This window comes from Emticicia sp. C21, from assembly GCF_003418935.1.
In the GTDB taxonomy this organism is placed as follows: Bacteria; Bacteroidota; Bacteroidia; order Cytophagales; family Spirosomataceae; genus Emticicia.
In genome coordinates, this window is record NZ_QVMT01000008.1 from 1 (window position 1) to 24,919 (window position 24,919).

The 24,919-nt window shown below is 34.1% G+C and carries 21 protein-coding genes; 4 read left to right on the forward strand and 17 right to left on the reverse strand.

Features of this window, described 5'->3' with window-relative positions; translation table 11 throughout:
• Window positions 1–120 precede the first annotated feature (120 nt).
• The 15 genes from D0T08_RS17765 to D0T08_RS17830 form a co-directional block, all read right to left on the reverse strand.
• Window positions 121–459, reverse strand: coding sequence for a hypothetical protein (locus D0T08_RS17765; protein WP_116984028.1), 339 nt, complete (start codon window positions 457–459; stop codon window positions 121–123).
• A 567-nt stretch (window positions 460–1,026) separates the two neighbouring features.
• Window positions 1,027–1,629, reverse strand: a complete 603-nt coding sequence (locus D0T08_RS17770; protein ID WP_116984029.1) for an SMI1/KNR4 family protein — start codon at window positions 1,627–1,629, stop codon at window positions 1,027–1,029.
• Window positions 1,630–1,651: 22 nt separating this feature from the next.
• Entirely contained in the window at window positions 1,652–2,230 is a 579-nt protein-coding gene (locus D0T08_RS17775; RefSeq protein WP_116984030.1) for an HNH endonuclease, read from the reverse strand.
• Window positions 2,231–2,308: 78 nt separating this feature from the next.
• Window positions 2,309–3,427: an RHS repeat domain-containing protein gene (locus D0T08_RS17780; protein WP_147322797.1), complete on the reverse strand. Its 1,119-nt coding sequence runs from the start codon at window positions 3,425–3,427 to the stop codon at window positions 2,309–2,311.
• 114 nt (window positions 3,428–3,541) lie between these two features.
• On the reverse strand, window positions 3,542–3,718 hold the full coding sequence (locus D0T08_RS27620; protein ID WP_158561289.1) for a hypothetical protein: 177 nt from the start codon (window positions 3,716–3,718) through the stop codon (window positions 3,542–3,544).
• A 165-nt stretch (window positions 3,719–3,883) separates the two neighbouring features.
• On the reverse strand, window positions 3,884–4,417 hold the full coding sequence (locus D0T08_RS17785) for a TIGR02281 family clan AA aspartic protease (protein ID WP_229238988.1): 534 nt from the start codon (window positions 4,415–4,417) through the stop codon (window positions 3,884–3,886).
• An 8-nt stretch (window positions 4,418–4,425) separates the two neighbouring features.
• On the reverse strand, window positions 4,426–5,055 hold the full coding sequence (locus tag D0T08_RS17790; RefSeq protein WP_116984032.1) for a hypothetical protein: 630 nt from the start codon (window positions 5,053–5,055) through the stop codon (window positions 4,426–4,428).
• A gap of 104 nt (window positions 5,056–5,159) precedes the next feature.
• A complete protein-coding gene (locus D0T08_RS17795; protein ID WP_147322798.1) occupies window positions 5,160–6,995 on the reverse strand; it encodes a hypothetical protein in 1,836 nt (611 codons plus the stop codon).
• 17 nt (window positions 6,996–7,012) lie between these two features.
• Window positions 7,013–8,629, reverse strand: a complete 1,617-nt coding sequence (locus tag D0T08_RS17800) for a hypothetical protein (RefSeq protein ID WP_116984034.1) — start codon at window positions 8,627–8,629, stop codon at window positions 7,013–7,015.
• Window positions 8,630–8,659: 30 nt separating this feature from the next.
• Window positions 8,660–9,313 carry a hypothetical protein gene (locus D0T08_RS17805; RefSeq protein ID WP_116984035.1) on the reverse strand — a complete coding sequence of 218 codons (654 nt, stop codon included), beginning with the start codon at window positions 9,311–9,313 and terminating at the stop codon, window positions 8,660–8,662.
• A gap of 21 nt (window positions 9,314–9,334) precedes the next feature.
• Window positions 9,335–10,510: a hypothetical protein gene (locus D0T08_RS17810; protein WP_147322799.1), complete on the reverse strand. Its 1,176-nt coding sequence runs from the start codon at window positions 10,508–10,510 to the stop codon at window positions 9,335–9,337.
• Between the two features lie 55 nt (window positions 10,511–10,565).
• Window positions 10,566–13,997: a hypothetical protein gene (locus tag D0T08_RS17815; RefSeq protein ID WP_116984037.1), complete on the reverse strand. Its 3,432-nt coding sequence runs from the start codon at window positions 13,995–13,997 to the stop codon at window positions 10,566–10,568.
• Window positions 13,998–14,029: 32 nt separating this feature from the next.
• Window positions 14,030–15,529: a hypothetical protein gene (locus D0T08_RS17820; protein ID WP_116984038.1), complete on the reverse strand. Its 1,500-nt coding sequence runs from the start codon at window positions 15,527–15,529 to the stop codon at window positions 14,030–14,032.
• Window positions 15,530–15,577: 48 nt separating this feature from the next.
• On the reverse strand, window positions 15,578–16,012 hold the full coding sequence (locus tag D0T08_RS17825; protein ID WP_116984039.1) for a hypothetical protein: 435 nt from the start codon (window positions 16,010–16,012) through the stop codon (window positions 15,578–15,580).
• 13 nt (window positions 16,013–16,025) lie between these two features.
• Window positions 16,026–17,534, reverse strand: a complete 1,509-nt coding sequence (locus tag D0T08_RS17830; protein WP_116984040.1) for a hypothetical protein — start codon at window positions 17,532–17,534, stop codon at window positions 16,026–16,028.
• 496 nt (window positions 17,535–18,030) lie between these two features.
• Here D0T08_RS17830 and D0T08_RS17835 point away from each other — a divergent pair, with 496 nt between their 5' ends.
• From D0T08_RS17835 to D0T08_RS17845, 3 genes are read left to right on the forward strand one after another with little or no spacing between them, the layout of a single operon-like run.
• The gene (locus D0T08_RS17835) at window positions 18,031–18,801 is read left to right on the forward strand and encodes a LytTR family DNA-binding domain-containing protein (protein WP_116984041.1); all 771 of its coding nucleotides are present in this window, start codon (window positions 18,031–18,033) and stop codon (window positions 18,799–18,801) included.
• A gap of 17 nt (window positions 18,802–18,818) precedes the next feature.
• Complete coding sequence (locus D0T08_RS17840; RefSeq protein WP_158561290.1) at window positions 18,819–19,727, forward strand: two-component regulator propeller domain-containing protein; 909 nt, start codon at window positions 18,819–18,821, stop codon at window positions 19,725–19,727.
• Window positions 19,667–21,928, forward strand: coding sequence for a histidine kinase (locus D0T08_RS17845; protein WP_116984043.1), 2,262 nt, complete (start codon window positions 19,667–19,669; stop codon window positions 21,926–21,928). The genes D0T08_RS17840 and D0T08_RS17845 overlap by 61 nt, the downstream gene beginning before the upstream one ends.
• Before the next feature lie 4 nt (window positions 21,929–21,932).
• Here D0T08_RS17845 and D0T08_RS17850 read toward each other — a convergent pair whose 3' ends face one another.
• Entirely contained in the window at window positions 21,933–22,886 is a 954-nt protein-coding gene (locus D0T08_RS17850; RefSeq protein WP_147322800.1) for a hypothetical protein, read from the reverse strand.
• A gap of 116 nt (window positions 22,887–23,002) precedes the next feature.
• Here D0T08_RS17850 and D0T08_RS17855 point away from each other — a divergent pair, with 116 nt between their 5' ends.
• Window positions 23,003–23,830: an IS5 family transposase gene (locus D0T08_RS17855; protein ID WP_116984045.1), complete on the forward strand. Its 828-nt coding sequence runs from the start codon at window positions 23,003–23,005 to the stop codon at window positions 23,828–23,830.
• Here the strand turns inward: D0T08_RS17855 and D0T08_RS17860 are convergent.
• Complete coding sequence (locus D0T08_RS17860) at window positions 23,768–24,739, reverse strand: hypothetical protein (protein ID WP_116984046.1); 972 nt, start codon at window positions 24,737–24,739, stop codon at window positions 23,768–23,770. The two genes, D0T08_RS17855 and D0T08_RS17860, sit on opposite strands and share 63 nt — an antisense overlap.
• Window positions 24,740–24,919 lie beyond the last annotated feature (180 nt).

A 24,919-nucleotide genomic window follows, 5' to 3' on the forward strand; every position in this document is an offset into this window, starting at 1 on the left:
TGCAGAATGAAGTAAAAATGAAAACTTATAAAACAAAAAGTAGTAGCAATCTCTTGATTACTACTACTTAAAAAATGTACCTTTAATATCTATAACCCTGTATCGTTTTTTTAGGACTAGTCATCTATTAAAAATCTCAAAGTTGCATTGTACTCCATCATAATATATTTCAATATAAATTTGTAAATCATTTACCCCATTTTCGGTAAATAAAGAATAATTTTTCTCTATAAAATCGATAAAAGATTCTTCATATTTAATGATTTCGCCTTCTGTTGAGAATTTTTTAGGATTCCAAAAAGACATTCCCCCAAAATCATATTCATCAGGCCTATTAATAAATTTTTTATCTGTTGGCTTGAAGTAAGAATTTATCAAGAAATCACCTTGAATCTTGTCAATAATTGTGTCGGGATAAAAATTATCTCCAAAGATTGAGAAAGTATATTTAAATATCATGGTTAATAAAATCCTACAGGTATTTATTCAATCTCTTCTCTTAGCGCTTTAAAAATTTATTCTTAACTAAAATATTTTGCGAAAACATTCTGACCATTATGCAAAACCTTATAATCACTTTTTTCATCTAAAATAGAAATCGTAATTTTGTCGTCTTCCGAGGTTATATTCAATTGAATGCTATCCAAACAAGCATCAGTCTAAATAATAATTTCTTCAATGATAGCAAGATTAAACGTAAAACATTTCGGTTCATGTATTATTGCTATTTCGGAATTTGAGGCATTAAGAATTTTAAAACTTGTCTCTTTTCTCATAATTAGACCTATGAATTTTAGTCAAGCTATTAAAATTGAAATACCTAAAAATTATTGTTAGATATATAAAATCTCCATGTGGAAGAATCAAATCAGGAAACTCTTATTATATCCTACTCATGCTAAACTATCAACTTTTGTATATAAAACCTTCGAATATGAAAATCATATTCCTATTGAAAAGTATTTAATGTTCATTTTACAGACATAATACCTTCAGTATGTCATACGACTTAAACAAAAACTAATACTACTTTATTATTCCTGACTTTCTTAGTAATTCAATATATTGAGGAGATAAACCTTTCAAGGAATTTTCATCTATCTCCTTATTTTTCTCCTCTTCTTCTTCACCAACTTCTTCTTCAATAAATAAATTTTGTAAAAGTTCATAAAAATTATTTGCTATTAAAATATACTCCTTTCCCTCTTCGCTTTCATGAAACCAATAGTAAATTTTTCCAAAATCTTTCTTTTTTAAACTAACACCAATTAAATCACCGCTTGTACCTTCACAAAAAGGAAGAAATTTCCTTGATAATTGATCTTTATAATCCATATATAGGTGCATCATTGTATTTATATTACCTGATATGGCAACAAAATAATTAACAGGAACACACCCGTTTTTGTCTGCTATTCTATTATCTTTAATTCCTTTAGCTGAAATACCATTTTTAAAGCTGAAAGCTCCAAATGTTTCTGAAAATATTCTGAGTTCAATAGGTATATTGGCTTTAAAATATTTTGACAATATTTCTTCATTGCAAATAATAATATTATGATATCTACGTGAAGGGTATTCCTCTCGTTCCCCAAGAGAATTAACAAGTAGCATGATTTTTTCTTCCATCTTTTTTATATTAAAATTTAAATTAGTTTCTCATATCTGATGCCGAACCTGTATGCGGAATCTTACTATGCAATTTATATGGAATAAGTTGAATAGTTGTTTTCCCTTTATGATGAGGTGTCAATTCTTGATCTTGTAACCATTTTTTAGCCGCAGCCTTATTTTTAAAGTGTCCTAAATCTACCATTTTTTGGTGTAAAATATTAAAATCATTAATATTCTCTCCATTTAAACCTTCTAATTCGAAATCCCCTCTTGACCACTTATCAAAAATAGGTCTATTATTCTTAAAAGGAATAGGATCTCCGCCTGTAACTTCGTTTACTTCAGGTATATTAGACTTCCAATCACTATTTCCAGGCTCTCCTTCCCATTCACCATTCTTTTTAGGAAGTCTGTCCTTCATGTCCAACATCTGATCATGAATAATGTTGGCTTTTGGCTGTGCAATAGAAGGAGCAACTTTAGGCATGGGGGTAGATAAAGCAGGAGCAAGTGCAGCTCCACCACTAGGCTTTAAACCACTCCCCGGTCCTTGGCTAAGACCTATTTCGGCGCCATTACCTATAGCTTCTCCTACTCTAAAATTTAATGAATTCATTTCCTCAGCAGTTAAGCTCACTACCTGAGAATATTTGTGATCTAATCCAATTTTACTGTATACGAAATGATTAAACCCTTAAAGAATAATATTTTGTCTTAGAGCTGAATTGATATTCACTACCGTTGTATTCGAAATCTCTTTTAGAGGCTGCATCATTATTTGAACCTGTACTGCCCCCCTTATTACTCCTACTTTTGCTGCTGTAGACACTTGCGATGCTCCGCTCCTATTTAAAAACTGAAGTAATGGGCTTCCCATTCCAACCTGCATCCCATCAGGGTCGGTTAAATTTACAGGATTATTCAATACAAACCCATACGGAGAGAAGTCTGTGAACTGGTCAATTGGGTCAGGTACACCCCAACGGCCAATCGTTGGATCGTACATCCGTGCACCAAAGTTATATAAATCCAGTTGGTTTTCGTACTCTTTCCCATTGTATAAGAAACGGTCTGATGGCTTCCCTAAATAAGGGTCAGGGTTACCATAGATGGGCAAATGCACACCCCAAGGGTCATAGTGTGCCTGTTGTACTATTCGAGGAGGATAAGCATCTTCCGGCCTGGTGGCATCTTTCTTTTCCTGACAACGACAGGCAACCCGCATATTACCCAAATGGTCAGTTAACTGATATTCATATCGCCAGAAGTTTTCGTTGGTCAACATTGGGCCATTCTCTACTGTTGGGTCTTCGGGAGAGAAAGCAGTGCCCGGAGGTAATGCTCTACCATTAGCTGTTGGTACACTTTCCACCTTACTATTTTTGAATACTACCCCACCCATATAATCAAATATACCATTGGCTGTTTCCATGTGTACCGTTTCGCCTGTGGCAGTATACACATACTTGTTGTTTTTGATTTTGCTCGGCAGATTCAGGTAATTATAAACTATTTCGCCATTGGCTATGCCCTTGTTTGCATCCTGCAACATATTACCTGCATCATCGTAGGTATAATCTATAGTAGAACCACCAGGGGTTTTGCTCTCATCAAAAAACTCGTAGTGTGGCAGGTTTTGCGTTTGTCCATTCGGCGATTCATTGACACTCACTAAGCGGTTAGAAGCACTGGCATAGGTATAAGTTAGGCCATCTACTGTTTCACCATTCCACTTGCGGCGCAGGGTTTTTATATTTCCGTGTTTATCATAAGTAAGATTTTCTAAAACCAATGCAGGAGCATTCCCATTCAATAAAGTTGATTTGCTTAATTGATATTCTGTATTGTACTCATAAGAATCGGCATATAAATTTCCTTTCTTTAATGCAAAAGGGTCTGTGTGTTTCCCTTTTCGTTGCGCTACCTGCTAGTTCTGCCCTGTAATAGTTTCATTACCAGGGAAGCCGCCATAGCTTAAACTCATAGCAAAGAAATCCTTCTGTGTTTCTAAAGCATTAGGGTTATTGATTTTCTTTAACCATCCTTTTATGTCATAGGCATAATCTACTTCCTGTATTTTGCAGCCCATCGTATTCTTGGTCATGTCGCCAAAACTATTATAGACATAACGGGCTACAGACTCCCAGTAAGCCTTGGCGTCTTCTGCCCCATCTTTACTAAGGCCTGTTTTCTGACAAACACTTGTAATGGCATTACTTTGATTATAGGCATACTTCTTCCATACTGTACTATTTAATAAAACAATGCTCTATTCAAAAGATATCTTTTTTCTTTCATAATCTATTGATATTTTGCCAAACTGTGCTAGTGCAGACTGGCCTAATAACAACGGAGCTACAGTATTATTTACAATAGATGCTTCTACGTTTTGTAATACTCGATCTCCTATCTGCACACTTTTTAATCTGACAACCGTACCGGGAGAAATATTTCCGGTAGCATCCTGAAAATTTACAGACCCTATAAAATCATCCTCCCGGAGTGTCCCTTGCTTGTAAAGAAACATGGCTTCAGTGGTAGAGATTGAAATAATACTTGCGCCTGTATCAAAAATAAAATCCATTTTACTACCATTGATCAATACAGGTACTTTATAAACCCCATTATCTTCTTCCATATAAACAGAAGTAGTACCCGACCAGTCTCCTGCCCTTTTAACTGTCAGGTTAGTTTTATCTCTTTCTATCTGAGCTTTTCTTCTGTTTTTCGATTTAGAACAGCCCGAACAACCAGATAAGTTGATAATTATAAAAGCATAGAGGATATATCTAGTCATTTTCATGAAAAATACTAATTAGGTTCTGTTTTAATTTCACCAATTTTAGGGATAATCTGGATTAAAAATCTTTGATTTTTAAATTCGTCTTTGCCTTCAAACCTGCCTACACCTCCTGTCCCACTTCCTGAAATAATTACCTCACACACATCCGGATCCGGAAGTTGATTGCCGGCCTTCCAGAAATTATATAGTGCCAGTGATCTCAGATAGCTCAGCTGGTAGTTTTCTATATAATCGTCTTTAGAGGCCATCCCTTCAATAACCAGTAGGTATTTAATGTCGTTATCTTTATACTTTGCTTTTTTTTCTTTCAATGTATTTACCAGGTTTTTTATATTGGCGCCTAATTTATAGAGGTAATCGTTATAATTTACATTGATTTTATCGCTTTTTGCAGCAAACTGTATTTGTTCTTTTAAAGTATACCTCTTGAATGATTTATCATATTTGAAATACTCAGGAGGTAACTTTTGCGTGGCTTCCTGCACTTCTCTAATCTTCTGTAGTTCCTTTTCGGTGGCAATTTGCTTTTTACGGAGGATAGCTACCGTGAGCACATAAAGCGCCAGCATAACAAAGAAAAGGCTCGTCATGAGGTCAGTATAGCTTGTCCAGAAAAATGATGATTCTTTTGATTTCATGGGGTTATAACAAGTCTTAGAATAATTTTCTGATAAAAAACTATTATCTCTTTTTAATGTCCTTATGAACTACCTGAGACTTTACGCCGATCGTTTTTAGCCTTTTACGATGGGGCAGTTTTAGTTATCTCTACAAATTTACAGTCACTAGTAGATGGATATTTTTGCCAGATTTTTATCCTTTTAACCATAGCAAAGTACCCTAAAGCTCCTTGTAAAACAACTAATAGTAAAAGTTGCCTATAGTGTGATTCGAACAAATATCCAATCTGTAAGAAAAGCACGTAGTAACCAAAAAGTGTACATGATAATACCCTTATGCACATAACTACAAATGCGTCAAAGCCTTTAACTTCACTTTTAATTCGTTTAGCAGTTCCAAAAGCAATGAAGAATATAGAGGAATAAAGAAGTGTCATACATAAGCTTAAAAACCAGACTGAACTATTAGGTAATTTATTTGAGAGATTAATAGGGATTTTATACCTATACAAAGGATTTTCAGGAATTAACTCTAAATAAAAATCATTTACATTAGAAAAATCTGAATTTAAAGTTATTTCTAAGGGTTCTGATATATTAACTCTTTGGGGTACATTTAAAAATAACTGCTGTTTATTATTTAGTAGAATACATAACTTTGAGTTTTCTGATTTTCCAGTAAAGTGTAATGTGGCATAACCTTTCATATCTTTGAAAATAAGCTTTCCTTTATACATATCAAAGGCGTTATTTCCTCTATAAGACTTATAAAGAAAAATTTCTTGATTTTTACCTTCTTCCATTAATGAAGTATCGGGTATTGCCATAACTGATTTTACTACATCAATTGGTGAAGTACTCAACCACGTATTTTTAGCATCAATAGAGTATAAATATGAATATTGAAAATATTTACTTTTAAATAAATCAAGCGTTTGACCAACACGTTCATTAATTTTCTCATTACTTAAATTGTGGGTCGGAACAACAATAAGGTTGGTATGGTGTATTTCTGAAGGCAATTCTGAAATTGCTTTATTTAGTTCTAAAAAACTATAGGCACTATCAATATCGTGGTCAAAATCACCAATTAAAGTTAAAACGCATGAATTATATTCAGATTTTCCATGTGTTTTAATTCTATCATGAGATTCTTTACATAATTCCATAATTTTTGAATAATTAGAATTATGATTTTTATTAGTTGCTTTTGATAATTTATTCTTGAGATTATCTTGAAAGTTTATAAAAGCATCTGGCGAGGGCAAGGGCATTTTTCTAGGAGCAGAGAGATATTCAATATTTTCTTTTATAGGTTCTTTTTCTCTGCCATAATAAATAATACAGTCTATATAAGCATCAATATTCTGTTGATGCAAATATGAAATATAAGACATTAAAATTAAATCTTGTAGTTTTAGAGAAGCAGTGAACTCATCAAAATCTGGTCTCATCGATTTCGAATCTGTTTTTAACTGTTCTTTTAGTTGTTTAATATACTTATCATATAATTTATTCTCAGAAGTAGAAAGGCTTTTATCAACTATAAAAATGTAACTTCTTTTTTTAGAAACTATAGATTTAGAGGCTGTATCATTAATAGCATATATTTTGTTAGTATAAAACTCATTATTCTCCTGTATAACTGCTTGTTTAAATGGATATGAGTAGATTGTAGCAAAATTGAACCAATTATTTTTTTGAATCTTATATCTATCATATTGTGAAATAATATCGGCATGGATTCCAAAAAATAAGGTCACCAGAAAGGTAAGAAACCCTGATAGGTTAATTAAAAATTTCACCTTATGATTATTTTCAATATGAGCTCTTATATCTGAAAAGTACTTTATACCAATATAAAGTATTAAAAGCATTAATACACACTGGAGAACAAATGTCTTTCCATTTAATATATTAATATCAAAATCGGCAAGTCGATAGAATATATTGTTCATGCTTATTTTCTAAAATATTAATTATTATTAACTACCTCTTCTTCCTTTCTACTTCTAAACCAGTTAATTGTGCTTTTTATGAAATTTGACTCCATGCGTTTCAGCATTTTTTCCAAGGTTGCATTCATTGTCATCATATCTTTGCTTACTGTTGTAAGTGCTCTGCTTATTTCTTTTTGCCTATTTCCGTCTTCCTGCGAATAAGTACTCATCACCTTTTGAAGGGTTTCTAAATGTTTAAGGTTACTAAGATTTGTACGGCCGTCTTCAAACGATTTTATCATCAGGTCTTCTTCTTTTACTTTTATTTCTTTTACGGCTTCAATACGTTGGGTAATATGTTGTTGTAGCCCATTTAAACTTACCTCAATGATATTATCAAGTTTGGCAACTGTATCATTGATTAACATCCCTCTGTTTTCGATTTCACTAAAGTGCTTCATCAGGAATCGCTGCAATTCTTTCGATTCCACGAGTACATCTTCTATTCTCTCTGATACATGTATAATATCTTGCGTGCGGTCAATCAGTTGTTTAGAATTATATACAAATTCATTCATCTGATTAAAATACTTCGATAGCTTATCAAAGGCTTCAACATTCTTCTTAAGCTCGGTTAAGACCGTAATATTAAAGGTCGCCATTTTATTCAGGTCAACCTGCTGAACGTATCGTATCACCTCAGACTGGTATTTTAGTGATTCAAAACTTTTATCTGTTAATAAGCTGATTTTTTCAACTTGCTTCTCAAAATTTATCCCAAAACGCTCAATATTTCGGTTAAGGGCAAAAATGCCGGTATTAACATCTTGAGAAAGAATAGGTAGAAGCTCGGTTTGTAAAAAGGTATAAAGCAGATTTTTTTTGCTTTCTATATATCTTTTAGCTCCTTTAAAGGCAAAGCCAGAATTAGATACTGTGCCTAATAGCCCTGCTAAACTGGCAATCATAGCTATTCTTACACCCCCAATCAGGTTATTAATCCCGCCACCATTGATAAATTCATTACTATTAATATCAGGTAAGCTAAATAAACCAATAATAATCCCTCCCATTGTGCCCATTAAACCCATATAAAGAGGAATGGGCAATGTTGTATTAATTTCATCTTCCAGCGCATCTATATTACGCTGAATGATGTCTTTAATAAGGTTAAAGTCGGCTATAGTACCTTTGTTCCGAATCAGATAGGTATTAATGGCTGTAAGGATATTTGTGATGGTATCGCTTTTTTCATCATGCTTATTTTCAACGAGAGAGACTTCTACCAGTTCAGCATTCATGGGTATATTGTCTTTCATCCAAGCCTCCACCTTAATTACAGCATCTTCATAAGCTGTGCCATCAAGTATATACTTTTCTATGTTTTCATCTCTGAGTTTTTTGTATTTCTCAGGGCTAAGATTTCCATAGATAGCACGACGACTCAAGCTATCTAATCCGGCAAGTATTTCATTGGGAGAAAGCCTTTTAAGGTCTTCTGCCAAAAAGGTTACTTTCTTTATACTAAAAGCATCTACTGTAGGAATCGAGTCTTTGTATACTCGTATAGTACGATTGGTGCTGTACCAGGAGCGAACCTGAAAGAAGAAAACAATGGCAATAATTATCCATTCAATGATTGTGAAATTCATTGTCAAAATGGTTTTAGTTAAGGTAATTTTTTAATCAAAATGAATCATGGCCTTCTGGGTCACAGTCCAGATATTATCTTCTTTATCAGCCCAGCCTTCTTCAACAGTAATAATCTGCTTCGATCGCGCCGTGATTGCATTTTCATAGGTACATACAGGTCTTAAATATCGTTGTGGGTCAGTCAGAGCATCTTTAGTTGTTAACTCATGGTTAATAAACTTAAAACGAGCCTTTGTGCCTTGTTCATTCAATATCGTAAACTGATACATATGTCTGGCAGCATTAAAAGCAGTATTATTGCTGTCGCTAAAAGTACCATTCTTATTAGGAACCAGAAAATAGAACGTCTGATAGATTTTAGGTTTACTTTTCTCGGGTATAACTATCTTTTGTTCTTCGTAAGATCCCTCTTCTTCTTCAGACTCGAATAAAAGTGCTTTTAGTTTTTCAATAGATTCTGATTCATCAATTAAATCGATTAAAGTATTTTGTTGCTCTTTCAGTTCGTCATAGTCTGCGCGCAATTGCTTATTTTCTTTCCATAATCGGGTATTATAGGCAAGTACCTCATCTAGTTTTTTTTGCTTTTCGGCAAGGCTGGTTTGAAATTCTATTTTCCGACCACGAATATTGAACCAGAAAAACACCCAGGTTATCACAAAAACTATTACTGCTGCTTCCATAACAAAGGCCCTGTTTTAGTTTTACAGGAGTTTAATTTTTGCTTTGGTTTTAAGTTCCCATTTATCGCCAACTAATTTGGCAATGCCTTCATTCCCTCTTTCTAATTTAATTGATTTAGCGCTTGAGTTAAAGCCTCCAATATATTCACAAACAGGTTTTAAATAAGATTCTGGATAAGATGTAGCTTCTGTTACAACACTAGGATTATCAATTGGCTTAAATTTAGCAGTATTTTCATCTATTAATTCAAACTCATACATATGATTAGCCGGATTCATTGTATTCGAACGAGTATCTCTGAAACTACCATCAGCATTAGGAGTAGATAGGTAGAAAGTGGTTATTTTACGCTCTACTGAAAGTTCTACGACTCTTGACTGCTCGTCAATTAATGAAGAGTTACTCTCATTTTTTAATCTATTGTTTTCACCTTTCAATTGGTTATTCTCATCTTTTAATTTACTATTTTCATTTTTTAAATCATTGTTTTCATTTCTAAACTCTGCAAGTTTACTATCTTCGTTTATATTTGACTGGCCTTTATTGATATCTTCTCTATCTTTTTGCAGTTCCTGGTTCATATTATTAAATTTGTCATGTATATCTTTCCTTTTAATTAGATATATACTTGCACCACCAAAAATACCACCTAAGACTAAACCAACGAACATATCAATCAACCAATTTCTAGACCCTTCATTTTCTCCAATCAAAGAGCCAATTTTTTTTAAAATTTCTTTTCTTTCTTTTGATATTGTTTTCGTTTTAGCTTTATATAAGTTTATAATATCTCCCGCAACATCAACTGAATCTTCAAAACTTAGAATAATAGGCGGAGGAAGTTTTCCATTTATTAAATTTCTAAAATTTAATATAATCCTTTTAATATCATCATTTTCATTAAACGGTGTTCCATCGTTACTTGCTTCGTATTTCCCATCTGCAACAACAATAACTTTTTGTTTGAAGTTATCAAGAGTATCAATTACACTTTGTAAATCTTTTGTAGAAATTTCTTTATTAACACAATCATCACAAAACATTCGTTTAAATTGATTAAGGGATACTGACAGTCGCGTTGATTTAATATTTATACTCTGAAAATCCTTTATTATTGCTTTAGACAATTTTATCTTATCTTCCCCTTGTGAGGAAAAAGCTATAAGACAAAACACCAGAAAAATATACTTCTTCATCTTATTAAATATTTAGTCACCTCTTAGTTGTTTAGCTAATAGGCAGTGTTTTCTATTATTTAGTAATTTCATACGCCAGATGATTCAGGGCGCCAATCAAAGGATAAAAGAATAAAGTCTCTTCTATCGGATCGTTCTGAGAGTCTAGTTCGTCTTTCTTTATTTTTAGCCCTTCCCTAACGTTTTGTTCCATGTCTTTCTCCAGCAATTTTTTATAATTTTCTATTGCTCCCGTATTCATGTTGAATTTGGCTTTGAAACTAAAATCGTTATTCAGGTCAAATAATAACTTGATAAAATTATTGACCTCTTCTACTACTTTTGGTACCAGTTCCTCAATCTTATTATAGGTATCACGTTTGGAAGCCAGTTTATCATCAGATGTGCCATACAAAATAGTTTTCATTTTTTCAGTTTTTTCATCCCATTCGCCACTATCTTCTTTATTGAAATCGAGCTTCATACGCAAGCCACCTTTACAGGTTACTTCTTTTGGTGTATCTTGCTTTACAATCTCAATACCATCTTCATGATATTCCGTTTCATATATTCTTTCAAATACTAATTTGGCTAGTTGCGACAAGGTAGCAGATTTGGGGCTAAGAATGTCGAGTATCAGCGAACCTGTACCACTAAACGTAATATACCTTGGCATCAAAAGTCCCTTCAATTTCATTATCTTGGCTATATGATAGATAATGCTTGTATAGAAAGTCAGAAATACGATTTTAAAGGATTCATCTTTGGCAAGCATCTCGTTAAAATCAATCACTACTTTGTCGCGTATTTCTTTATTTTGCTTGAGTGAGAAGAAAAATGCCAGAACATCGTCAGAACGTTGGCGGTCTTTTATCACTTCGTACGCTCTCTTAAGGTTATCAAAACCATTTGCTTCAAGTATCTCAAGTATTTCAGACTCATATTTTTTTATAAAACCATTTCTATCGGCAGCACCGTCCAGCGTAAATCCATCTCCAAAAATGGCATTGGCTGCAAACCTGAATGAAGTAGCCAGAATAGGATTATCATCCTGAAAAACTACCACATCTGTTGTTCCTCCGCCAATATCAATTGAAACTGCCGGGTATTTAGAAGTACGTACTGTACGATTATACCAATAAAAAGGAGCTATACTCTCAGGTATCTTTAGAGGTACTTTCTTTTCTCCTATTAGTTTTTTATAGTTTTTCTGCCATATAGCTTCAAAGAAGTTTCTCCTGCCTTCAAGCATACTCATCGGATAAAACCAGACTAATTCTGTTAATTCTAAATTACCTTGATTGAGTAGAACTTTGTTTCTGATAAGCAGCATAATAGACTCAATAAATCCTTCTATTCTTTTTTCTGCTTGTTTATCCAGTTTATAATTCTCCCATTTAAGATTTGTTTTTACTGTATAAATATCTTTAGGGATATGCTTGCGCTCATACATAAAACCCACGTTAAAATCGGCCATTCCATGCAATGTCTCATTGTATTTGGGCTTGTTTTCAATTAAGGCCGTACGTTGAGGGAATTTTACATAATGTTTTGCTCCTATTTTTTCCGGAATCATTTCCATTGGTAACAAATCCAGAATAGCTGTAGCTCTCGATCCATTGAGAGAACGATCAATTTCTTCCATAACAGGGTCATGTAAAGTAGCAATCTGCACGTCTTTCTCCGAAATCTCAAAAGCTACAGGTGAAGGATTATTTGTACTATTTAGTTCAATATGAGTATTGGTTGTACCGAAGTCTATGGCAAATCTAAATACATCATCGCCCATTGAAACTGTTGGGAATTTAGGAATAATCAGCCCTCTTTTACCCGACACTTCTACTGCGATATAATCAAAGTTCTGTTCTTCCAGTACATATACTTTTGAAGTAGCCCCCGTATTAACGCTCTTGCTATTCCTGTTTTTAATAGCTGCATTGCTTAGCTGCTTGTTGGCTTCATCAAAAAATAACAGATTATAATCATTATCGTAGGTCAATACATCTACATCTCTGTCGACTAAATGAATTCTATAATTTGATTTGAAATCGGGTTCATCAATTTTTATGAATGGCATAATATTCACACCAAACTGGTATTCTATCACAACCCCTTCATTTTTTTCCAGGTTGGGCTTGCGGGGAGAAGTTAAGCTGTCTGAAGACATATAGAGCCTTGTGAAATAGACATATTCGCCTTCCGCCTGAATCGGAATGCGTAAGCTTACACGTACACTTCCACCTGCTAGTTCTTTGATTTCAATATTTACACTACTACCATTAATCAAATCGGTCGTATTAAAGAAATCAAAAAATTCTTTTTTCAGTGGCATTAAATATCCTTTTGATCCATCGGGTCCTTTCCAGCCCCCGTCAAAAAAACAGTTACTATTAACGGGATAGACTAAACGTACAATGTGAGGCTCAAGAAAATCGCTTACAGTAAGCCATGGATAAACATCAGCATGCCCAGGAAGACGACGTTTATCCCAGGGATTAGGGTCTGATGTAGGAACAATTTGTTTGGGATCCCAGTTGCCATGTGCATATTTAATTTTATCATTACTAAAATTGCTTTGCAATACCATAGGCATTAGGCCACTCTTATATTTACTAGATTTAATGATAAATCCGCTATCACTTAAATTTTCGGGTTTAATCGTTGATTTTCTGAGCCAATATCCAAGCACTTCTACGAATTCGTTCTGAATACCTGTAGTTAATCTGTCAAACGATTTTTCAAAATCTTTAATAATTATTTTCTCACCATTTTCGCCAATTTCCCGCCATAAAACAGGATTTTCATCTTGTAACAAACTTAGACTTTTAGATAGATAATCTGAAATATCTTTAAATTTCTCCCTGAAATTGGGTAGTTTATTAAGATAATACCACAATTTCTGATATTGAATATCTCTTTTATGGAGAGGATAAAAAGTTTCTCCGAACAATTTATTACTACCTAGTTTTTCGTCGATAAAAGATAAATCGTTAGGAGAGCTAAAAAACAAAGTTGAGGGAGAAGTGCCACCCACAAAGCCGGACTTTATGCCATTATCGTAATAAAGAATGAAAATGCTTTTCAATTCATCAAAATTATATTCTTCTGCATCTTCTTTAAAATACAATTTATAAGCTTCACCTAATCTTTTATGGCTCTTATTGCCCTTCAGTAACTGCTTTAAGTCATCTTCCTTATCCCATTTAATTATTCGTAACCTGTCGCTTAGTTTATCAAAATTGAAAAACAACTCGCCTATATCAAAACACTGTGAAACAAGCCTTTCATCATTTTTTGTCCCTTTTAAATTTATATTTTTTGATAAATTTTGGAAAGCACTTCTTACAAGGTCAAATCTTGCAAATGGGCTCGGTACAGAAGTTGGCATAATTGTACCACCTTCGGCATCATGAATAGCGTCTATCTGAGCTTTGCCATAAGCCGTTACATTAGTACTAAACCAATGTTCGTTGTTAGTTAATTTATGGAGTGTGAGTACTTTACTCATAGGTGTATCAGATTAAAATAAAAGAAGTTGTTTTATTTCTTTTTTGCGTTTTGAAATAAATCAGGGAATTTATCAGATAGCATTTTTCCTGTGCCTGCTGACATCACTTTGATAAATTTATCTATCGCATTAGCATAATTATGCCCATTTATCACATCATTGTTCGCTTCGTCTAATGTTTTAAAGTCAACCTTTGTCTTGCCTAGAAACCCTCTTTTGGGAGAATATCCAATAATCAGATTAGACAGGTCTTCATTTATTTCTGAGTTAAATGCCTTGAAGGAGCGCCTGTTGTCAGTCATTTCATTGAGCCAGTCTTTAAATTGCTGGTTGAACTCTTTAAGATTAATTTCTATAAAGTTGCCTCTTGCAAAGCTTCTGTCAATAGCAGGGTTTTCAGATACCCAGGGAACATTACTGCCAATTACCTCATTGAGTCTTTTATCAAGGTATAGGCTAAAGAGCATAAATTGAGATAATGGTAGGCTCAGAATGTTCTGTGTAGAAATACTTAGCCCTTTTAGCCCAATAGTTTCTTCGTTTTCTCTGATACCAAATTCTTTAAAAACAGGTATTACAGGTTTACCATCAACACATTCTAAATCAATGTCTTCGGTATTTGCATAGTCGACTATCGCAAGCGCAGAAGCTAATTCAATGAAATGAGCATTATTTTTTTGTCCGTCTTTGCCTGGGTCAAAATCATAATCCTGATTGACCTCATCTCCGATGTAATAAAGGCGATTCAGTTTTTTATTAACCCCTCTTGAATAATATTGCAGCGCGGCTTTGGTTTTAGAGATAAAAGTAGCTTTGTCAATAACTTTTTTGTCTTGCACAGGCTTAATTCCAAAATAGGGCATTACCGTCAGAGCTCCTATTTTTGCATTTTTCAGATTTTCAGGATTCTGTACTTTTTCAGTTTCCGCCCCTCTGATATTTTTTAGTATCAAGGGAAAACCTGCAGCTCCTGTCCCACCAAAAATAGAACTGATAATAAAGACCCTGTCGTTTGGCGTAAAGTTGGAGGCAAAATTCTGAAACTCTTCTGATTCGGCAAATTGATTTAAAACTACACTACCAATATTAGGATTACCCACAAAGCCAATATCCATTTCGGTGCTTAGGTTTTCTTTAGAAAATAAAAGACTGGCAAAAGCCTTGTTTTTTTCATCAAGCCCACCGAAATCAATATAGTCTTCAAAAGTTTTATCTGAATCTTTTAGTGTTAACGCAGGGGTTGTACCAATACCATCACTCTTTTTTACAATATCTTCCAATGTTCGTATAGGGGTAGAGAAGAAGTCGCCTTTTACTAATTCTGTTTTGATAGAAGATCTTATTTGTTTGTATTTACTGATAAGTGTTTCGGTTCTTTGTACGTCTATATTATCTTTATGTGGGTCTATAATAATAGGAACAATTTCTGAAACCTGACTCATTTCTACCCCTGCTGCCATAAGCATAGTGAGAGATTTAAGTACGCGGGACCCTGTTCCGCCAATAGCGAAAATATATAATTTAGCAGGCATAATTATCTTAAATTGATTAACTAAATAGATATTAAAACAGAAAGGTTATCAAAAAGGGGTTTTACGGCTATTGGTACTCCAGTGCTTAATTAGTAGTGAAAAGACAACAAACAATATCATAGCTAAAAAAAACATGGTAAGACCATAAGTAAAGAATACAGAAGAGCCCTGATCAAACCGATAATCAGCAATTCCTTTTTTTATGTTAGCCTCATTACGTGGTATTTCCTGTTGTACCATATTATAGCATGATAAAAATACTATACTGAATGTAAGGAAAGCGCCGATTGCCATCATAATTAACCAGTGCTTCAGTTGACCAAAGCGAATACTATTAATAATATAATAGAACGTTACGGTGCAAAGTAGTGTAACTACTATTGTGCTTGTTGTTAAAGGTGTCAGTAACGTTTCAGCGTACAAATCTTCAACTAAAGATTCGTTTATAAACAGCGAGTAAAAATCAAATAGGGTATCTTCCATTATAATAAGTAAATTAATTATTAAGAGTTATATTCATAGAGCAATAGAATTCTTTATTCTGGCGATTGTAGGCATTATAGATGCCACTCATCATGTTTTTAAACCCGAAAGTTGTATTCTTAAAGTTGAGGCTATTTACGTTTTTATCATCATCACTACTTGAATCTTCAATCCATTTGACAGGAAAATACTTTTTTAGCCTTATTGTAGCGTCTCTTTTCCCTTTGCCGGCCTTATTTGTTGAAATCTTTATTTTGTGTGTGACCTTAGGTGTATCTTTTTCTTTCTGAATACTGACGACTTTAAAGTTATCTTTCAGATTATCTATTACGTAGTTATTAGGATTTGTTAAAAAATCCTCAGGTAACATAAGTTTAGAAAAATCAACCACTATATTAATGGTTAGCAGATCATTATTACTTGGTTTTACATCCTCTATTGAATGCACATAATCTGTCTTTGCGTGCAATTCATCGTTATCCTGATTGAATCTCCCTTCATTCTCACCGTCTTTCAGTACTATTGAATAATAAGGATTAACAATATTTTTGTCATTACTAAAGAAATAAAAATTTTCGAATTCCGGCAACCTATAAAAATCTCTTACATTCTGGTATTTTTCATTTGTCAAGAAATCTTCCATAGTAGCATTTTTTGCAAAAAAACAAATGTAATAGGGTCTTAAGCCGTCATATGGGAAAGATCTATTTTCATAAGTATAGTAATTTCCTATATAATCGGATCTCAGTTTAAGAACCAACACAGAACAATCATTAGCATACTTTCCAAAAATATTATTTGTCAGATTTTCTGCTTCTGTCAGGATTTTAATACGATTTTTTTCTTTCATATCTTTGGTTGAGTAGATAAGGTCTGAAAACATAATAGACATTTGCCCCTCAGTAAGATTATCCAGGATGCTCCTGAAGATTTGATTGAAATCAGTATAATTTCCTTTACCTTTTTTTGTTTCCTGTGCATTAAATATATCCGCCTCTTTGACTAAACCATCAAAGCTCATATTGCATGAGTATACACTATCATTGACAACATAGATAAGGCTTTTAGCAGGATTGAGATAATCAAAGTTATTTAAGAGTTTTGTCAATGCACCTTTAAATTGTCCTCTTGATTGTCTGCGGTCATAGTAAACCATACTACCACTACGTTCCAGATATAGTTTCGGCTCAATTACTCTTTCTTTTTTTTCATTCCCACTATTTAAAGCTATTTCGCTGCAGTTTTTTTTCTGTTTAATATAAGGTCTTGATACTAGAATATAATTTTCAAGTGCTTCATTATTTATTTTACCGTCTTCGCTAACCAGGTTTAGCTTATTAGTTTTTTCTTTGTTCTCTAGTAAAAAAGTATGTAATTCTCTGAACTCGGTCTGAGTAATATTGCAATCTGATTCTAAGGCAGTCTCAATCTTTTTATCAAACTCTTTCTTAAAAGAACCAGAACAACTACTCAACAATGAAAAGGTAAAAAGAAAGAAAAACAGATACAGAATATTTTTCATTTAGCGCTGGAGTCGAGGTTAAATTATTATTTTTAACTATGGCACCAAATATCTTTTTTTTTTCAGCAAAAGCGCAAAAAATTTATTTTACGGCAATTTTTTGGTAGCTTTTCTTTTTTTCGGTCAAATTTTTCACTAAATCTATATGGTTAAAAGTCTGCCTAACAGACAACTACAAATTATTATAGCTATTTGTCATTTTCTTTTTAGAATCATTTTGAGAACAAACAGCAATGGATAGAATTGCTTATCTAGCTGATAACTCCACTTCTGAAATTACGATAGAAAGCCGTAAAATGATAATTATTTTAGAAGCATAACAAATGCTTACTTACCATTACAGGGGTCTAAAGACAAAAACAGTTCAATGCTCACTTAAAACAACTCACTTGCTGTTTTTATACCATTCACTTGTAGATTTTAACTATTCATTTCCCAAAGTTTTGCAGTTCACTTAGTTTTTTGATAATTTGTTATAAAAAAACCTTACACCGAGATGAATGCCATCATTATTGAAGATGAAAAGATTGTTGCCAGAGAATTGTGTATAAAAATTGCGAAGACAAATCCTGAGGTAAAAATTTTAGAGATATTGCCAAGTGTCAAAACTGCTGTTAACTGGTTTAGCGAAAATGCTGAACCTGATGTAGTTTTTGCTGATATCCAACTGGCTGATGGGGTTAGTTTCGAGATTTTCGAAAGATTCAAACTTAGTTGTCCGATTATTTTTATTACTTCTTATAATGAATTTGCCATTCGTGCTTTCAAAGTAAATGGTATTGATTATTTGCTGAAACCCGTTGAGCCGGTTGATTTACAAAATGCCATTGAAAAGGCAAAAAGCATCAATCAGAAACAGACAAAAACGCCCATCGACATGAATAAGTTGATGGAAATGCTACAAACGGGAAACGTACCAAAGCCCGCCTATAAAGAGCATTTTTTGTGTAACCACCGCAATGCGTGGATACTGGTAAAAACCAAAGATATAGCCTATTTCTGTTATGAGATGGTGGTGCATATTGTCACAAAAAACAACGAGAAATTCAGTCTGGACAATACCATGGAAGAAATTGAAGCCACCCTCGACCCTGATCTTTTTTACAGAGTTAACCGACAATACATTGTTAATATAGATATCATTCAGAAGGTATGGGGCCTGGAAAACTTAAAATTAATGGTAAAACTGAAAGATCCACACCAGGCAACAGAAATTGACATTAGTCGCCAGAAAGCACCTCTTTTCAAGAAATGGTTGGAGAAATAACTAACGTATACAGAATCATGTATATACGCTGCAACATGAATAATGAAAACTATACTATTAATAGAAGACATCACTCTATACTTATTTTATTGCTTTTTATAGGTATTATTCCCTCAGCTTTTGCACAACGACTACCTTATACGTTCAACCAGATCAGAATAGCTGATAATAGCCTTGAAAACAGGATTTATTGCATGCTTAAAGACCAAAGCGGCTATCTATGGCTTGGTACAGCAAGCGGCCTTAAACGCTATGATTCTGAATTGACCATTACACTCAAGCGACAGAAAAACAACCCCAATTCGCTGGTAGATAATAATGTGCTTGCTTTGTGCGAGGATAGGCAAGGGAGAATATGGGTGGGTACGAGTGAGGGCGTTTGTTATTTTGATAAACAAAAAAACTCGTTTGTAACATTAAAGGAATTAAACAAACCAGATTATGTATGCTTCAATATTATCTGCGATTCGAGAGGCGATATCTGGTTTACAATACGTGACCGCGGCTTATTTAAATTTGATACACGTACCAATCAACTGCAAAATTTCAGACATAGCGAGATAAACAAGCAAACAATAAGTTCAAACAGAATCATTCAAAACGGCCTTATCGAAGCCCCTGATAAAAAAGGGCTCTGGATTCTCTGTAACAATGATTTTGGTCTGAATTATCTAGATTTTTCCAGCCGGAAAATATTCAACCGTGGTTATAATCCTCCAAAAATTCCGGTTTTTGAGGTTCAAGTTCCCACCGCATTAACAATCAATCAAAATAAACTTGTATTTGCTGATAACACTAAGCACCAGATTGTCTGGTATGATACACCTAGTAAAAAAATAACAAAGAGTTTTCAATTAGAGGGTGAATGGGCTACGTTTTTGAAGTGGCAAAATTATTTTTTGATGTCAATCAGAATCTTTGGTTAAGCGCATTCGAAAACAGAATGGCTTATATTGATATGTCAAAAAACCAGATTACCGGAATTAAATATGAAAAAGGAAATAACAACTCCTTTACGGCCAATCAGTTTTTCGATGTAATGCAGGAAAAAAACGGTACAATCTGGTTTGGAACTTTAAATGGCATCTCAACAGTAAATGGATTATCGGCACTTTATCCGAACAAAAAAATCTTTGATGTTTTTGATTTTTCTAATGCTTTTTTCAAAAACGACGAAAAAAATGGTTTGATGACTCTTACCGAAGATCCGAGTGATAGCTCGTGGTGGATGGCTACCAGCGATAATCGTCTGATTAATTATCAACCTGAAACCAATCAGGCTGTTACTTATCAGGCTCCAACCAATAAAAAATTTTTAAGGGGTTATGATATACCTGTGGCACTTAATGATTATCAGCAAAAACTAATCATAGTTAAGCAATTTGAAATTTATCTTTTCGATAAAAAGACAAAGAAATCTGAAAAAATAAAAAACGATCCGCTAATTTCTTATGGGGTAAGCTACTCCATTTCACATACACACCTTTTGGGAGATTCGTTATGGGTTTTTATGACTGGAAAGAGGATTTATAAAACGCTTAATTATAACCTGAAAACTAAAACCTGGAAAACTTATCCGATTATCTTTAGCAAAGGAGCTGAGCTAAAGGACACAACTAAATATTTTGCCCCCAACTTTTCTTTATATAGCCGAAGTGGTGAATTCTGGTTGGCTATTCATTCAGGTGGAATGGCTAAGTTTTCAAAAGAAAAGCAGGCCTTTGAGATCATCAAAACCAAACAGGATATTGATTTTGCGAAGGTTGGGTATTCGGGTTTTGTAGAAGACAAAAGCGGAAACTTCTGGCTTGGAAGCTATGACCTGATTAAGTTCAACCCAAAAACTTATGATTTTCAGACAGTCTTGGACATGGATATGATAGACGGCTTAACCATTGATGAGCACGATAATCTGTGTATAACCTCTCTGGATAATGTTCTGTATTTCAATGAAAAAACAAAGGAAAAATTCACCTTTAATTTCCAGACCAACGATCTGTTTTCGGTGTGGGGGAACAGGTTGATTCCACTTAAAAATAAAAAAATAGTTTCAACTTATAAGCAAATGGCAGTCTTGCTTAATTTCAAAGGCTTTAAGTTGCCTTCTTTCAATGACAAATTGTACTTCAACCGCATTTCTACGGCCGATACCACTATTATTCTTCACAAGAATGATTCACATATAGACTTTGATTCCAAGCAGAACTCGTTCTCTATTTCTTTTGGTATCCTCACTCCCCCAAGTGATGATTTGTATGAAATGTCTTATCAGCTGGAAGGGTATGATAAAAATTGGGTAGTGGATAAAGAAGGTAAAAAGATGGCTGTTTACGGGCATCTGGATGGTGGCGATTATTTGTTTAAGATAAGAGCCAGAGACATCAACCAGAAATATTTACCTGTTCAGACCCTGAAGATTCATATAGATACGCTTTTCTACCGGACTCTCTGGTTTAAAGTATTGTGCTTTTTTGCAGGTATCCTGACTCTTATTGCGTTTTTCAGGTATCGCACTAATCAAAGGAAGAAAATTCATCATTTGCAGATTCAATCGACCAGATTAGAAAAAGACAAAACCGAAATTCAGTATCAGAATCTGATTAACCACCTGAACCCGCATTTTCTGTTCAATAGCCTTACCTCATTGAATGGCTTTATTTTATCAGAGCCTGATGTGGCCTCTGATTTTCTACAGAAATTGTCGTCTATCTATCGATATATTTTACAGAATAAAGATACGGAAACCGTGAGCCTGAGTCAGGAATTAGCTTTTGTGAAGAACTATGTTAATCTTCAGAAGTCGCGTTTTGAAGAGGGCTTGCAGGTAAATATTGTTGTTGAGGATAAATATATGCTCGCAGGAATTGTGCCTGTAACCTTACAGAATCTTTTTGAGAATGCCATTAAGCATAATACTATTGACGACGAAAGCCCATTGGTGATTGATGTTTTTGTTGAAGACGAACGACTAATAGTAAAGAATAATATTCAGAAGAAGAAATTTGTAGAGACGTCAAACAAGCAAGGACTTGACAGCCTGAAAACCCTCTACAAATACCTTAGTACGGCACCTTTGGAAACTATCGAAACAGAGAGTGAATTTATTGTAAAGGTGCCGTTGCTTTAAAGTATTATTCGGGCTCTCCGAAACATATCAGGTTGTAACCCTCTTCAACAGCGATAGTCCGGGTGTTGGAAGAAGTATTACAAAATCTAAGCCTTGCCGTGGTGTTCGTCACATTTTCAATGGTAACTATTATCTTACTGTCGGTCAGACCATCATTATATTTACCTGAAAACGCAAGAGCCGGAGCTGTTTTAAAGTAAAAAGACGGCAATGATATATCAACGGTTCCACATGAATTACCTGGAATAGTCAAGGAGTTCGGAAGAGTAATGCTGCAAAGAAAAAACATGAGTTGTGTACTGGTACTATTTCGTAATAATCCTTTACCCGCCACAGTTACATTTCCGCTAAACGCACCATTACCCAAAACGTTAAGTTTATGATTTCCGCCAAAAGTGCCAATTCCTACGGTGCCATTTACACTAAAATTAACCGCTGCCAGTTGATTCGAACTGTATAGCCGTAATGCGCCAAGGTTATTCTGATACTCATGAGTCCACTTGAAATTAGATGCAGAGCTCTTTATTACTAACTTATTATTCAATAATTCCAGCTTTTCGCCTGGTTCACTAGTATAGCCGTAGTTTCCTATACCTATTCTTTCTGTAGCTAATATATTATTTGTAAATCTTGCGTTGGTACCATTTGTCATTTCAAGGCTGTACTTAGTTGCTTGTCCACCAATCCCTACAATTCCACCTGCGAAATTGATCCCTTCATTAGCAGTTGTCCAGACAGATGACCCTGATTGTATGCTATTAACGCCTTGGCAAACAACAATTTTATTAGTTTGTGTATCGTAATGAACACTGCCTGTATAGTTTAGATTTGGGCAATAACCACCATTTGATAGATAAGTCTGGAAAGTTTGCGGATAAGAAGCATTAGATTGTCCAAATATATAATTCGCTTTAGCCAGACAAGTAAAAAAAAGAAAACTGAAAAAAAACTTTTTCATAATTGTAAACGGTTTTGATTTATTGACCAAGAACTTGTCTAACATTATTTAGATATAAAAATAAGATACTCACCAAACAGTACTTTTGTTTTGCGAACCAAAATATCTGTTACACGATGAGCATCTTGAACAAAATTAAGATTAAAAAGTATATTTTACCTTATTTAAGTACTGCTAAAAGAGGAAATATTCTTTCAGAGGAAAGAAGGATAGATATCATCAGAGCAATATTTCATCGTTTGAAGACTGGTTGTCAATGGAGGGAGTTACCTATAGAGCGTTATTTTAAAGATAACTACAGCTATAAATCAGTTTTTTATCACTTTAGTAAATGGTGTAAAGATGGTTCATGGGCAAGAATGTGGGTAGAATTATTACAAACTCATAAAAGACATTTAGATTTATCAAATATCCAGATAGACGGTTCTCATGCCAGAGCAAATCGAGGAGGTGAAAAAGTAGGATACCAGTTCAGAAAGTCTGATCAAACGACTAATTTTTTGTATTTATCCGATAGTCAAGGCATTTTATTAGCTATATCGGAACCTATTAGTGGTGAACATAATGATTTATCTGAAATACAACAACATTTTGAAGAGTTGTTAAATTGGTTAAGAAAAGCAGATATAGCTATTGACGGTTTATTTCTAAATGCAGATGCTGGATATGACAGCCAAAGATTTAGAGAGATTTGCTACACTTATCAAATTCAAGCTAATATAGCTTTTAATACAAGAAATGCTAGTAATGTAGACAGATTTGAATATTTTGATGAGGTTTTATATCAAAATCGATTTGTCATTGAAAGGGCTTTTGCTTGGTTAGATGCTTTTAAAGCATTGCTTATTAGATACGAAACGACTGCTTTGAATTGGCTTAGTTTAAATATTATAGGTATGGCTATATCTTTTATTAGAAAAATTGAGAGAAAAATAAAACCTTAGACAAGTTCCAATACAGATTAAATTAAATACAATATTATTCAAGGTTATATTTGAGCCGGTAGGATTACAAAAACGAACAACTGTTTGGGTAGAAGTTGCTGATTGTACATTGGTAATAAGCTTACCGAAATCTCCGGTTCCGCTTAGTAGATTGGCGATTGAAACCGAAGGTGCAGCAGAAAAGCCTCCTGCCGAAAGAGACCCTGTGGCAGTTGCACAACCTCCGGCAATGACAGTGAAACTTGATCCGGTAGAAATAGTGGCCGTAAGATATTTAAGTTGAGTATTATTAATACTTCGTATAATCCCTTTGCCATTATTGACGGTCAGATTACCACTAAAGTTTCCTGTGCCATCAACGCTCAATCTGGCAGTTGGAGTCACCGAACCAATACCAATATTACCTCCATTTGAAAAAATCATACGAGTAATACCATTTTCCTGGAGTGTTAAATGGTTATTAGCATCTGAATACTGGTATTTCCAGACTTTAGAACCTGTAGTACTTTTGATTGCTATAGCTCCGTCAGTTACTTCTATTCCGGATACAGGTGCAGAACCTCCAACTCCTAAGCCAGACACCAATACGTTATCAAATTTACCTGTTCCGTTTACATCTAGGGTATATTGAGGAGAGGATGTATTGATCCCTACTTTTCCTGTAGAAAAAAATATATCGCTTCCGGCCTTACCCCAAACTTCGGTAGTTCCAACCCAATCTATTCCATTACAAACCATCATAGTTGAAGAGCTGGTATTGAAATAAATCTTGCCCTTGTCCTCAACAGTACAAGCCGGAGCTGCTGCCAGATTTGGCACAATAAAACCATCAGGCAACAAGGTACCTGATTGGGCAAAAACGTTGCCTGATAAATGAGTAGCAATAAATAAAATGAGTATTTTCTTCATGGTATAGAGCGGTACACCGCTACGTTTATTTTAGATGATTAACACATCAAAATTGTAGCTTACCAGATAAAAAATAAAAATAAAGTAAGTGACTAGCAGGAAAAACAACCTGAATAGCGACAGGGTGTCTGTGAGTTGCGATTAGCTTTTACCTGAAATATCAAATGAAATTCTAAATAG